Source organism: Neobacillus novalis NBRC 102450, from assembly GCF_001591805.1.
In the GTDB taxonomy this organism is placed as follows: domain Bacteria; phylum Bacillota; class Bacilli; order Bacillales; family Cytobacillaceae; genus Neobacillus; species Neobacillus novalis.
Genome location: NZ_BCVP01000004.1, coordinates 111,455 through 124,871 on the forward strand (window position 1 = coordinate 111,455; position 13,417 = coordinate 124,871).

At 40.2% G+C, this 13,417-nt stretch carries 14 protein-coding genes; 9 read left to right on the forward strand and 5 right to left on the reverse strand.

Annotated elements, in window-relative coordinates; all coding sequences use genetic code 11:
- Nucleotides 1–56: 56 nt before the first annotated feature.
- The 4 genes from BANVL01_RS02810 to BANVL01_RS02825 form a co-directional block, all read right to left on the reverse strand.
- On the reverse strand, nucleotides 57–1,676 hold the full coding sequence (locus BANVL01_RS02810) for a long-chain fatty acid--CoA ligase (RefSeq protein ID WP_066084113.1): 1,620 nt from the start codon (nucleotides 1,674–1,676) through the stop codon (nucleotides 57–59).
- A 127-nt stretch (nucleotides 1,677–1,803) separates the two neighbouring features.
- Nucleotides 1,804–3,315 carry a coproporphyrinogen III oxidase gene (locus BANVL01_RS02815; RefSeq protein ID WP_066084112.1) on the reverse strand — a complete coding sequence of 504 codons (1,512 nt, stop codon included), beginning with the start codon at nucleotides 3,313–3,315 and terminating at the stop codon, nucleotides 1,804–1,806.
- A 123-nt stretch (nucleotides 3,316–3,438) separates the two neighbouring features.
- Nucleotides 3,439–4,308, reverse strand: a complete 870-nt coding sequence (locus BANVL01_RS02820) for a Cof-type HAD-IIB family hydrolase (RefSeq protein WP_066084111.1) — start codon at nucleotides 4,306–4,308, stop codon at nucleotides 3,439–3,441.
- 133 nt (nucleotides 4,309–4,441) lie between these two features.
- The gene (locus tag BANVL01_RS02825) at nucleotides 4,442–4,789 is read right to left on the reverse strand and encodes a YlbF/YmcA family competence regulator (RefSeq protein WP_066084108.1); all 348 of its coding nucleotides are present in this window, start codon (nucleotides 4,787–4,789) and stop codon (nucleotides 4,442–4,444) included.
- Nucleotides 4,790–4,932: 143 nt separating this feature from the next.
- Between BANVL01_RS02825 and BANVL01_RS02830 the strand changes: the two genes are divergently transcribed.
- The 8 genes from BANVL01_RS02830 (at nucleotide 4,933) to BANVL01_RS02865 (ending at nucleotide 12,568) form a co-directional block, all read left to right on the forward strand.
- A complete protein-coding gene (locus BANVL01_RS02830) occupies nucleotides 4,933–6,306 on the forward strand; it encodes a YheC/YheD family endospore coat-associated protein (protein WP_066084105.1) in 1,374 nt (457 codons plus the stop codon).
- A 7-nt stretch (nucleotides 6,307–6,313) separates the two neighbouring features.
- Nucleotides 6,314–7,417 carry a YheC/YheD family endospore coat-associated protein gene (locus tag BANVL01_RS02835; protein WP_066084102.1) on the forward strand — a complete coding sequence of 368 codons (1,104 nt, stop codon included), beginning with the start codon at nucleotides 6,314–6,316 and terminating at the stop codon, nucleotides 7,415–7,417.
- A complete protein-coding gene (locus BANVL01_RS02840; protein ID WP_066084099.1) occupies nucleotides 7,395–8,759 on the forward strand; it encodes a YheC/YheD family endospore coat-associated protein in 1,365 nt (454 codons plus the stop codon). Before BANVL01_RS02835 ends, BANVL01_RS02840 begins: the two co-directional genes overlap by 23 nt.
- On the forward strand, nucleotides 8,756–9,802 hold the full coding sequence (locus tag BANVL01_RS02845; protein WP_066084097.1) for a YheC/YheD family endospore coat-associated protein: 1,047 nt from the start codon (nucleotides 8,756–8,758) through the stop codon (nucleotides 9,800–9,802). The genes BANVL01_RS02840 and BANVL01_RS02845 overlap by 4 nt, the downstream gene beginning before the upstream one ends.
- Nucleotides 9,803–9,870: 68 nt before the next feature.
- Nucleotides 9,871–10,080 carry a YheE family protein gene (locus BANVL01_RS02850; protein ID WP_066084096.1) on the forward strand — a complete coding sequence of 70 codons (210 nt, stop codon included), beginning with the start codon at nucleotides 9,871–9,873 and terminating at the stop codon, nucleotides 10,078–10,080.
- A 52-nt stretch (nucleotides 10,081–10,132) separates the two neighbouring features.
- Nucleotides 10,133–10,324, forward strand: coding sequence for a hypothetical protein (locus tag BANVL01_RS02855; protein WP_066084095.1), 192 nt, complete (start codon nucleotides 10,133–10,135; stop codon nucleotides 10,322–10,324).
- 126 nt (nucleotides 10,325–10,450) lie between these two features.
- Nucleotides 10,451–11,359: a PucR family transcriptional regulator gene (locus BANVL01_RS02860; protein ID WP_066084094.1), complete on the forward strand. Its 909-nt coding sequence runs from the start codon at nucleotides 10,451–10,453 to the stop codon at nucleotides 11,357–11,359.
- Nucleotides 11,360–11,467: 108 nt separating this feature from the next.
- A complete protein-coding gene (locus BANVL01_RS02865; protein WP_066084093.1) occupies nucleotides 11,468–12,568 on the forward strand; it encodes an ABC transporter ATP-binding protein in 1,101 nt (366 codons plus the stop codon).
- A gap of 52 nt (nucleotides 12,569–12,620) precedes the next feature.
- Here BANVL01_RS02865 and BANVL01_RS02870 read toward each other — a convergent pair whose 3' ends face one another.
- A complete protein-coding gene (locus tag BANVL01_RS02870) occupies nucleotides 12,621–12,863 on the reverse strand; it encodes a hypothetical protein (RefSeq protein WP_066084090.1) in 243 nt (80 codons plus the stop codon).
- Nucleotides 12,864–13,161: 298 nt separating this feature from the next.
- On the opposite strand from BANVL01_RS02870, the gene BANVL01_RS02875 reads away from it, so the two are divergent.
- The gene (locus BANVL01_RS02875) at nucleotides 13,162–13,365 is read left to right on the forward strand and encodes an alpha/beta-type small acid-soluble spore protein (protein WP_066084087.1); all 204 of its coding nucleotides are present in this window, start codon (nucleotides 13,162–13,164) and stop codon (nucleotides 13,363–13,365) included.
- Nucleotides 13,366–13,417: the final 52 nt, after the last annotated feature.

Consider the following 13,417-nt stretch of genomic DNA (forward strand, 5'->3'; position numbering starts at 1 on the left):
AATTTTACCTCCCATTGAAATAGGGCCAAAGACTTAAAGCCCTTTGCCCCCATTTCCTAACCTTTTCTTAGTGCTTCTTTTTGCACTTGATCCCTTAATTTCATCTTCAGAAATTTCCCTACGGAAGTCTTCGGAATTTCATCCAGGAACAAGATATCATCTGGTATCCACCATTTAGCGAACTGTGGTTTTAAGAATTCTATTAGCTCTTCCTTCATTGTTTTTCCTTTATACGCTTCTTTTAATACCACACAGGCAACTGGACGCTCCTGCCATTGTTCATGAGGAACAGCCACAACCGCCGCTTCAAAAACGGCTTCATGTGCCATTAATGCATTTTCTAAATCAACCGAAGAAATCCATTCGCCGCCGCTCTTAATTAAATCTTTTGTCCGGTCAACTATTTTCACAAACCCTTCATCGTCAATCGTGACAACATCGCCGGTGTGGAGCCAGCCATCGTGGAAGGCGTCTTGGGTCCGTTCATCTTTATAATATTCAGAGGCAATCCACGGGCCGCGAATGCACAATTCGCCCATTTCTTTGCCATCCCAGGCAACCTCACCGTCTTTTCCGAGGATTTTGATTTCTAATCCCGGGACAAGGGTTCCTTGCTTTGCCCTTAATTCTAATCTTTCCTCGTAATCCAATTCTTCTTGGTAGCTTTTTAGAGTGGAAATGACTACGAGCGGACTGGTCTCCGTCATGCCATACGCATGCATGAATGGAATGTTATGACGTTGTTCAAATGCCTTAATCATCCCTTTCGGTGCTGCAGAGCCGCCGCATAATACCCCTCTTAAGCTACTCAGGTCATAGGAGCCTTCATCAAGTTCCTTTAACAAGCCGAGCCAGATGGTCGGGACTCCAGCCGTTACGGTAACGCTTTCCTGCTCAATCAGCTCTGCAAGCAACTTTGGTGTAAAATAGGGCCCCGGCAGGACTAGAGAGGTTCCAAACCAGACGGCGGAAAATGGCATTCCCCATGCATTGGCATGGAACATCGGCACAACTGGAAGCGCAATATCTTTTTCGCTTAATGCGGCACTATCCGCAAGGCCAAGTGCCATACTGTGGAGAACAATCCCGCGGTGGGAATAAACAACGCCCTTTGGATTTCCAGTGGTTGCCGATGTATAGCACATACCTGCCGGATCATTTTCATTCAGATTTTCCAGATAGTGATAGTCCGGATTTGCTTCAGCTAATAGTTTTTCATAATGATAGACTGGGGAGAGTGTTGTTTCCGGGAGATCTTTTTCATCGGTCATAATGATATATGCCTTAACTGTTTTTAATTCAGCTGCACAGCTTTCAAGGAGTGGCACGATGTCAGGGTCAACAAGGAGCACCTTGTCTTCTGCGTGATTGATAATGTAGGAAATATGCTGAGGTGATAGTCGGATGTTAACTGTGTGCAGTACGGCACCCATACAAGGGATAGCAAAATAGGCTTCTAAGTGACGGTGATGATTCCACGCTAATGTTCCTACCCTATCGCTTTTTGTAACCCCTAATTTTGTCAGACTGTCCGCCAGTCTTCTCGTTCTTTCGGCAATTTGTTTGTAGGTGAATCGCTGAATGCCGCTTGCCGTTCTTGATACTACCTGTTTCTTTGGAAAATACTTTTCAGCTCTTTCAATCATTTGCGTCATCGTTAAAGGCGTTTGCATCATAGCTATATTCCCCTCCATTAATGAAAGCATTTATTGCCCCAAATGAGACAATCCATATAATAATTCGACACCCATCCGGAAAAGCCCTTTATTAAGAACGAATTATATGAAAAAATCCTGCCATAATTCAGGCAGGAGAATTTTTTTCCGAGAATAACTCGTTTAATATTTGCATTTTTTCTTCGGTATAAGCTTCAAAGCTGTCATTATAGGTTTTCGGGTCCTTTGGATTAGCAAAGTGAGTAATTTTTCCGGTAACCGGATCAATAAACTTGCTTGCTGCCCCGCAGCCGAGACCGATAATTGTCTGCTGTTCTTCCATAATCATAATATTATAGATACTTTCTTGATTCGGCAGCGAGTAGCCGACATTCTCAAGATTACCAAGAATGTTCTTTTGCCGGTAAAGGTAATATGGCACATAGCCATGATCCGCCGTCCAGACCTCAGCAAGCTCCATCATTTTTTCAACTTCATCCCGGTCGGCCACTTTGTATTTTTCCTTGTTCTTGGTCATTTCCGATGCCCGCTTGAACGATAAAGTATGAACCGTCAAGGATTCAGGCATCAGCTTTTCCGTTTCAGCTAAGGAATGTGTAAATTCAGGGACACCCTCACCAGGCAAGCCAATAATTAAGTCCATATTGATATTGTTCATGCCGCTTGCGCGGGCCAAGTGATACTTTTCAATCGTTTCGGTAACCGTATGATGCCTGCCAATCGCTTTTAACGTTTCTTGCGTATACGATTGTGGATTAATACTGATCCGGTCGATATTCCACTTTTTCAAAACTTCTAATTTCTCAGGGGTTATCGTATCAGGACGCCCTGCTTCAACGGTAATTTCACGGATGTTTTCAACATCAGGAAAAGACATGTACATTTCTTCATAAAGCATATCCATCTCTTCAGCCGTTATGCTGGTCGGGGTTCCACCACCATAATAGACCGTTGTAATCCGGACACCTTTTTCCTTCAGCCAGGCACCGATTTTCTTCATTTCATAATGAAGGCCTCCAAGGAAGGAATCCACCGAGCCTTGGCGCCCGTTAATTGCGTAAGCAGGAAAAGTACAATACGCACATTTCGTCGGACAAAAGGGTATCCCAATATAAATACTGACTTCTTTTTGCAGGGAATATAGATCAGGGATAACGCTGAGCTGGCGGTTGACAATTTGCTGCATCAACTCAATCTTTTCATCTGTGATTAAATAATCAGCCTTTAATTGCTGATGGGCAGCATCTATTGGAATACCTTCCTGGACTTTCCGGTGAAGCAATTTCGTTGGTCTGACCCCAGTAAGAATGCCCCACTTTTGCGTAATGCCTGTCAAATCCTGCAGGACGGTTAAATAGACGTGGGCAACAGCATTTTTTATTTGTTTGAATCTTTCCTTTTCTGAACCGGTCGGGAGCATTTCCCTTTGATATTCAGCGGCAAATATTTTATCGAAGTTTTCCTTTAATTCAGCTGAAACAGAAATGTTTTCCTGAACTTGTAAATGGAATTCTATCCGGATGTCCGCTTCTTCCGCATTTCCGGTTATAATCTTTGATTCTTCAAAAAACAAATTAGCAATCAGCTGGAGCGGACGATTAAATCTTTCATCCTCTAACCCTATTATCGAAATTCGCAATGATATCACCTTTCAATAGTAAACTTCCTTAAGTGTACCGAATCGTAAAAACAAGGTCAATGGTATGGTATATTTTTACATTAAAATATCAACGGCTGCAGCTGCCGTTGATATCTTCAAAATTTATTTTTTTATGATATTCATCTTTCTTAAAAACTCAATTGGCTGTTGTTTACGGAAATGTTCCTTTACCATATAGGCGACACCATGTTCATTTTTGGATCTGGTTACCCAATCCGAGGCTCTTTTCACATCGTAATTTGCGTTCCACATCGAAACACCAAGACCTGCTGCTTCAATTAAGGGAATATCATCGAGACCATCACCAATATAAACCATTTCACTCCTACGAATCCCAAGCTGCTTCCCGAGGTAAGTTAATCCAGTTAACTTTGAAACACCGGCAGTGACAATATCCAAACGTAAGGAATCAAGCTCGATGATTTCAATCTCAGTAAACATGTTGCCTAGAGCACTTTTTGCATCTTTTAAGTCATTCTTATCTTCAAAATAAACCTCAATCTTGGGAGGTGTAACCGGCTGGTCATGTAAATATTCACTTAGTGAAGAAACAAATTGCTGGGAATAGAAAGCTGGGTCTCCGGAAGTAAACACCGTTTTTGCTAACAAATGATTGTTTAGCTTTAACTTATTCGCTAATGAAAATTGTTCGTGAACTAAGCGGATTTGGCACGGAAATGCCTCTAAAAAACTTACTGTATCATAGGTAATATCTTCATTGATCCTTTTCACATAAATCGGTTTTTCCGCGGTACTAGCAATATAGGCGCCTTGATGGGTGACCAGCGGAGACTTTATTTTTAATGCCTTAGCGACCTTTTTTGCTGAAGGAAAGCTGCGCGATGTTACAAGCGTTACATAAATTCCTTTTTGCTGTACATATTCAATTGCTTCCTTTGTTGACTTATGGATTTTTCCATTGGTTTGAAGAAGCGTGCCATCAATATTTAACGCAAGCAAGCGATAAATCATTATGTTGCCCCCTGTTCTTGGTGAAATTACCCTTATATCACTTTTATGACTTTTCACTCATTTATAGAACAGAGGAGATGACCATACTATCGAAAAAAACCCCGGTTTGGCACCGAGGGCTTAGCTTGAAGTCTTACATTTGTCCATATAGGTCTTCTAATGGTTTCATAATGACTTTATTTAATTCACCAATAATCATGCTCATCCGTTGTTCAGCCTGCATAAGATGGGCAATTTTCGGATTCTGCTGCACGAGCGCTACTGTTGACTGTGCCTGTTGTATCTCTTGTTCAGAAATATCCTGACCCATCATTTGTTTTTGCTGCAGATTCATTTGGATTTGCCGGAACCCGTCAAACATTTGCTTTGAGGCCGGATCGGCATTCACTTCACTGTATGCCTGCTTTAATTGTTCATACTCTTCACTTTGTCGGATCGCGGTTTCTAAGGCATAGGCGGAATCATATAAATTAACTGCCATTAGGTTCACTCCTTTTTTGGTAATTCTTCACAACTATAACAAACTATTCGTTTAAATGCGAGAATGTTCAAATCACCATCTAAATTATTTTCACATACGATACTATCAGCGGATGCCCATTTTTACACAAATGAGGAGTGATTATGTCATTATCTTTAACCCCAATTAAGATTGTGCCCGGGAAACCAACAGATAGAAATAACTTCATTGTACAAATGTCCAACCAATTGTTTATCCTTTTAAAAATAAAAGAAATCCGGGATTTGAACATTACGTTAGGGCAAAAAACAATCACTGCAACCGTAAAAACGGTAGATTTAGCTGCTAACGAGATTATTTTGCCGGAGAACATGATAATAGATTTTTGTCTGCCGCTTCAATGCTTTAAGTTTCAGGCCATGTACTTGGCAGATGACCATACACTGAAGCTTGGTCCAGTGGTCGGTTTACTTACAAATTTCACCTCAAAAAAACAGGAAGAGCCCCACTTTCGTTCTATCCATTCCTTTTGTGAGGAGCTTCATCACGGTATAACGGAGCAGGGTGGTTTTTTTTACGTCTTTGCTTATGACCAATTTTTAAACGAAGCTTATTACCTTGTGGACGGCAAATGGATACCATTTGAGCTTCCCCTGCCTGATGTGATTTACAATCGCATCCATTCCAGAAGGCTTGAACAAAAGGAGTCCTATAAACAGTTCCGCAAACGGCTGGAACAGCTTATGATTCCGATTTTTAATGACCGTTTTCTTTCAAAATGGGAAGTGTATGAGCAGTTAAGCAATGAGAGACAGCTCCTGGCTTATATTCCCGAGACGAAACTCTTCTCAAAGGAACACCTGAATGATTTTCTTCAAAAATACGAAACTGTTTTTCTTAAACCAATTCATGGCAGTCAAGGCAGGAACATTATTAAAGTGAAAAAGGAAAGGGAAAACCACTACACTTTTCAATCCTCGTTAACAAGTCAGATTGATAACGTTGGGGAGGGAGGTACCCTAGACGAAATTTATCAAAAGGTAAAACCAATCCTTCATAATCAGATTTATATTATTCAGCAGGGCCTTGATTTAGTTACACATCAGGCTTGTGCCATGGATTTTAGGGTTTTATGTCATAAGAGTCTTACTAACCATTGGAATATTACATCAACCGTGGCAAGAATTGCTGCTGATGGAGAGTTTGTTTCTAATATTGCTAGGGGCGGAACCATTACACGACCGTTGCTGGCTTTAGGTAGTTGTCTCGGCAAAAAGAAATCTATAGCCATACTCGAAGTGATGAAGGAATTGGCGCTTGAAACGGCCTCGGTTATTAGCAGCCACTCAGCAGGAATAACGGGAGAACTTGGCATCGACATCGGCGTCGACCATGATGGCAGGATTTGGATAATAGAGGTGAATTCCAAACCATCTAAAAACTTCGAGGATGATGTTGGAAAAATAAGACCGTCCGCAAAGGCGATTATACAATTTTGTACCGAGCTTGGCTTTGAAACCAAGCCATTAAAGGAGTGACATTATAATGATTACATTTGGCATTATGACGTTGAATATGGAAAGTGAACATGCTTATATAAATGAAATGGCTAGCCTTGCTGAATCATGCAAAATGGAGGTATTCCGTTTCCTACCCTCCGATATCAATCCGCATACACTTCAGGTAAAAGGGAAAAAGTTTGATTCAATGGCAAATTGCTGGCTGGAGAATGAACGGCCAATCCCGGCCATCATTTACGACCGCTGTTTTTACGGAGAGGATGAACATTCAAAACAATGCCTGCCGATTGTTTCATGGTTGAAGAGCAGAAATGATATAACCTTTTTAGGCTATGGATTACCTAATAAACTTGAGATCTATAAAACGTTAAGAAACTCTGGTTTAGCCTCCTATTTACCTGATACGCAATCCGTTTCAGATACTGGAATCATTCTAAAAGAATTAGCGGCGCAGAAAAAGATGATTTTAAAGCCAATAAATGGTTCTCAAGGCTACGGTATTTATTACTTGAAGAAAAACGACAAATCCTTTAATGTCAAAACAGAAAAACAGAAGAAAATCATTTCGCGGATTTTCCCAAATGAGGCAAAACTCCTTCAATGGTTAAAACCGTTAATTAAACAGCATGAATTTATGCTCCAGCCCTATCTGGAACTTTATAACAATGAACTACAGCCCTTTGACATTCGTGTTCTGTTGCAAAAAAGCGCACATGGAGCCTGGGGAGAACTTGGCAGAGGGATTCGGATTGGAAGCACAGGGGGTCTCCTCTCAAACTTAAGTGCAGGTGGAACCGTCATCACGTTTACAGATTGGCTGACTTCACTTCCACCCGCAAAAGGGGAATATATCCGCCAGGAATTAGAATACATTCTGACCAGCCTGCCTCCCTTGCTTGAAAAAGAATTTATGCCATTATTTGAGATTGGGGTAGATATTGGCATCGCCAAAAATGGATCGATTTGGGTCCTTGATATCAATTCCAAACCTGGAAGAAAGGTTCTATTGCAAACACGACCAGATTTAAAGGAATCAATCCATCTAAATCCGCTGCTTTATGGCAAATACCTTTCCGAAACGGCACCGCATGAAAGGAAGAGCTATTATGAGACAACATTATCTCATTGAGGTTGCTCAAAATAATCAAATGGTTGTGTTCTGTCCCAAGGATATTCTTCAGGGGAAAAAAATAAAGCGTATCGCTTTTGGCTCAAAATCAATTGCTGTTGACTTTTTCCCGCACCCTGATGAAAATGACCGAATTGTGATCAGCAGGAAAATTCAGAAGGCCATCCAGTTTCCCGATTTCACTATCCCGCTCCATGCCTTTATCGAAAAGCAAATTCTTTATATGGGTCCGCTCGTTGGTATTTTCACGGCAGGATTTACGTCCATTCCCTTGCAGCCAATCGGCGAACGTACATTGTTTTTTTCGAAACTGCTATCTGTTAATAAAACAGTCGGCGCTCTCGCATTTGTCTTCGGAGAGCAGCATATAGATTGGGAGCAAGGAACGATAGAAGGTTACTTTTTTCATAATCAGTCTTGGGAAACTTTTGAGGTTCCTTTTCCAAATGTGATTTACGACCGTCTGCCCAATCGAAAAAGCGAGAGCAACCCAAAATTGATGAAAGTAAGGCACCGATTACAAAAGGAATATCTTATTCCGTGGTACAATCCCGGTTTTTTCAATAAGCTTGATATTTATGATCTCCTGCTGGAGGATGCTTCGGTTACTGCTTACCTCCCGGATACCCAGCCGTTTACCTCCTTTTCAACCATGGAAACGATGCTGGCTAAATATGGCCATATTTTTATTAAGCCAAGAAACGGCAGTCTTGGGTTAGGTATTCACCAAGTGATTTTTGACAAACAATCTGGCGGTTTTTATTGTCGCTATCAGGACGAGGCTTATATTAATCGCTTACGAAAGTTTGTCAGTTTAGAACGATTGTTTCAATCTGTATTTGCACAGCTATCACTAGAAAAAATGTTAGTGCAGCAGGGAATTTCCTTGCTTAGAAACGAGACTCGCTCGATTGATTTTCGTGTCCATACGAATAAGGATGACTATGGGAAATGGCAAGTATCAGCGATTGCCGCTAAGATTGCCGGTCACGGAAGTGTAACTACCCATGCACGAAGCGGTGGTGATATCAAAACAATTGCAGAAATTTTTCCAAAGGAAGAATCTGATTTATATACCGAAAAGCTAACCAATGCTGCGCTTCAGCTTAGTAAATCGTTGGACAGAAATATTGAAGGAATTATTGGCGAGATTGGTTTTGATTTAGGCATCGACCGTAACGGGGATGTATGGCTCTTTGAAGCAAATTCCAAACCGGGCAGGTCAATTTTTAGTCATCCCGAATTGAAGGAAGTTGATTTCCTAACGCGCAAATTATCAATTGCCTTTGCTGTTTTCCTAACAGAGCAAGCATTATTACATCCTGAGGAACTATTCAAATGAAAAACAATTCAACAGGCCCACTGATTGGGATATTAACAGCACAGAAAGCAAATGGCGCCATTGCTGGCAACGGTCCGCTTTTTATCGAATTGCAAAAAAAGCTTATTTCATTAAATGGAGTAAGCTTTGTCTTTACTCCTGAAGGAACGACAAAGAATTTTATTATTGGCTACACGTTTTCACTTGATAAAAATCGCTGGATAAAGGAAAAATTCCCTTATCCAGACCTTGTTTATAACCGAATTCCATTTCGGAAATCGGAACAAAATGAACCCTTCCAAGCTTTGATTTCCAGGTTAAAAGAGAAACATATTCCTTTTTTTAATCCATGTTTTATCGATAAGTATGAGCTCTATGAGTTATTGAAAAATCATACGGTACTGCAACACTTTTTACCACAAACCATCCTTGTCCAGCGTAAAAAGGACTTGTTCACTTTTTTAAAAAAACATACAACAATTTATTTAAAACCTAGGCAATCAGCAAAGGGCAAAGGGATTTTCCGCCTCAGGCTGATGAGCCCTTCAGAAATTCAACTTGAAGCGGTTGAATACAGTGAATCCTACAAATCCTTTGATCATTTTTGGGGAAATTGGAACGAAAAGCTACTTGAGAAAAACTATTTGGCCCAGGAAGAAATCAATTCAGCTGAATACGAGGGAAACCGCTTTGATTTTCGCATTCTTGCTCATGCTGAGGATAACGGTTATAAGCTTACAGGGGTTGGGATTAGGCAGGCCCAGGAACAAGGGATTACCACCCATATTCCCACCGGTGGGAGATTGCTTCCATACGAGCTTTTACAATCAACTGAACATGATCAGTTCATTCAAACCATTGTCCCGTTTGTCGGCGAAGCATTATCGGAACAATTTGGCTTTTTCGGCGAGTTTTCAATAGACGCAGGCGTAAGCAAAGCCGGTCAGTATTATATTTATGAAGCCAATTCCAAGCCAATGAGCTTTGATGAGACGGAGATTGAAGAAAGGAAAATAGTCCAGCTTTGCCGCTTATTCCTGCAGTTAACAGGTAACCAGCTTTAATTTTTTGTTTAAATTATTCCCTAAACAAGGTAAGCTAGAAGCAGTAAAATGCAAAGGGGATGAGGTAAATGTTGATGCATTTTCAGTTCAAACCATTATTTGAAAATAAAAATATTCCTGGCTGGAACTTTTCCTTTTATTACAAAAAGCAAAGATTTACAGGAATCTATCACCAAACAGGAAAAATTGAATTCACCACAAATACGCCGGAACAAAAAGATATTGACGCATTAACAAGCCAAATCCATGAATTAATGCTTTATCACGTTTATGAATAGTGCAATAAACCTTTCCACAAACTAACATGAAAAGCGGAAAGGATTGATTGTCATGGAAAAAGATAAAGATAAGCTAGCCGAACAAGGTTCTGTTTATGAAGGAAGAGATAAAGTCTATCTAGATATTGACCGGATGATCAATGAAGGAATGTCAGGCGGTTCCGTCCATGCACGTCACGATTCCACAAATATTGAAGAAGCACGTGACCTAACTGAAGAACAACCACCGTATGAATGTGACTAAAACACTAAGGTATCAAAAAAGGCTAGCCGGCAATTTTATCGGCTCAGCCTTTTTTATTGTCCATCTTCTATTGGTATAATAGAAGTAGAATTTCTTAAAAAATTTAGATAATGGGGAAAATAACAGATGTTAAAAAAATTATTGTCCATATATGAGAATTCAATTTTGTTTCTCAATCAACCTGAGAACCCTAGTGACCAAATGTTTATCTTATGTAACGATGCAGAGAATGAGTGGATTAGCATTCCTAAAACAGACGTAAGTGAAAAAGAACTAAAGCTTCTAAAAACGATTTTCAAACTAGTTGAAGTTGAAACATCAGCCAATCCTTCCACTTCAAATGGCTGGTATGAATTTCTACTTTTAAACGGTCCCCTTCCAAGTTACCCATCTGAAGAAGCCATTTTTCGGTTGATTCAATTCCAAATGAGCAGCGATGATGCGAATCAAATTGAAATGGAATCCGCTTTAAAAGGCTTTTTTACTGAGGACGTACTAATCATTTGGGAAAACGGAAGCCGGGGTATTGTTATAGAAGAGAAAACACAAATTTCTCTTTCCGAAGAAGAACTAATTTCGATGTCGGAAACATTAGAAAGCGATTTTTATGTAAAAGTTTCATTTTATATTGGAAAACTCCATCCTTTTTCCTTGGAGCTCCGCGAAAAATTCCGGCAGGAACAAGAATACTTTTCATTTGGGATTATCAATTTGGGCAACCCGCATATCTTAACATTTGAACGGGTTTTCCCTGCTTTTTTAGCACATCATCTGCCAGAAGAATTAAAGCAAAAAGTCAACCAAGAAGTAATCGAACTATTCCATGATGACCCGGAAATGTTTTCGACCGTCAAGATTTTTTTAGAAAACAATTTAAATGCAAGTTTAACTGCGAAACGATTGTATATCCACCGAAACACCCTCCAATATCGGATTGATAAATTTTGCGAAAAAACTGGAATTGGATTAAAGGATTTTCACGGGGCCTTTACCGTCTTTTTAGCTTGCCTTCTGTTTGAACAGAAACGCAACTAACAATGTGCCCAAAAAAGCGTTTTCATTTTTTGTGCAACCTGTCCATACCTTTTTTTCCCCTTAACCTGTAAACTGAGCTTATCAAGATAAAACAGGGAGGCAATTCACATGGCAGAGTTAAAATTAGATCATATCTTTAAAGTTTATGATAATAAAGTTACCGCTGTTCAGGACTTCAATTTACATATAGAGGATAAGGAGTTTATTGTCTTTGTTGGTCCTTCTGGCTGCGGTAAGTCAACTACACTACGAATGATTGCTGGACTTGAAGATATTTCAAAAGGTGATTTTTACATTGATGGCAAAAGGGTAAACGATGTTGCTCCGAAAGACCGCGATATCGCGATGGTCTTCCAAAACTACGCCCTTTATCCGCATATGACGGTTTATGATAACATGGCATTCGGATTGAAACTGCGTAAATTTCCAAAACCCGAAATTGACCGCCGGGTCCAAGAAGCAGCCAAAATTCTTGGCTTAGAAGCATATTTAACTCGTAAACCAAAAGCTCTTTCAGGGGGTCAGCGCCAACGTGTTGCATTGGGCCGTGCCATTGTCCGTGATGCCAAGGTGTTCTTAATGGATGAACCGTTATCCAATCTTGATGCCAAGCTTCGTGTACAAATGCGTGCTGAGATTGCCAAGCTGCACCGCCGCTTAGATACGACAACTATCTATGTTACTCACGACCAAACAGAGGCAATGACAATGGCTACCCGTTTAGTTGTTATGAAAGACGGAGTCATTCAACAGGTTGGTTCGCCTAAAGAAGTCTATGAAAAGCCGGAAAATGTGTTTGTCGGCGGCTTTATTGGTTCGCCAGCAATGAATTTCTTCAATGGAAAACTTGAAGATGGCAAATTTGTTATCGGCAAAACGGCTATCGCTGTTCCGGAAGGAAAGATGAAATTCCTTCGTGAGCAAGGCTATGTTGGAAAGTCTATCATTCTAGGGACTCGCCCAGAAGATATCCATGATGAACCTGTATTCATTGAGGCATCTACTGGAACAAAAATTACCGCTAATATCGATGTTGCCGAATTAACCGGTGCCGAGTTAATGGTTTACTCATCCATTGGAGACCAGGACTTCGTAGCACGACTTGATTCACGTGCCGATGTTAAACCAGGTGATAAATTAGACCTAGCATTTGACTTAAACAAGGCTCATTTCTTTGATGTTGATACAGAATTAAGAATCAGACCATAAAATCGAAAAATAATTATTTCTTAAGCCTCCGTCCGTATCTAGGAACGGGGGCTTATTCTTTTATTAGTATGATTTCATCATGAAGGCAGGATGGGCAATGATATAAATGCGGACATTTATGTCCTGAATTTGTGTCATGATAGCCATCCTCCATTTTCATTAAATCAATTTCCATATATGGACTGTAACCATCATAAAAATCCATAATCCGGCCGCTTTCCAGCATAGGTTCACCACAATCGGTACACATTAAATAGACGTCGCGGAAACCGTTGCAGACTGGGCATACTGTCATACACTTCACCCTTTTGATTGTAAGTTAACTTTAGTTTATGTTAGATTATCTGTCCTATGTAATGGAATAAATTACTAATCAATATTTCGAATAAGTCTTCAAGAATTAATCATAATAAAGATTACAAAGCAACATTTACACCGATGGATGAAACCAACCAGGGTAATAACCGGTGCAACTCCGGGTCATCCAACCATTTACTAAAAGGAACAATAATAATATGGGTTAGGCCCTAGGCGGCACTTATGGTTCAATTCCATACTGACCCCAAACTTATTAAGAGGAGTGTTATTCATCTATGGCTAGTAACAACAACTCTAATCAACTAGTAGTACCAGGCGTTCAACAGGCACTTGATCAAATGAAGTATGAAATTGCTTCAGAATTTGGCGTAAACCTTGGTGCAGATACGACTTCTCGTGCCAATGGTTCTGTCGGAGGAGAAATTACAAAGCGTCTTGTACAAATGGCTGAATCCCAACTTGGCGGGTTCAAACACTAATTTTTAGTAAACCCATTTATACAACAAATAAATAATATGGCTTAGCCCCCTC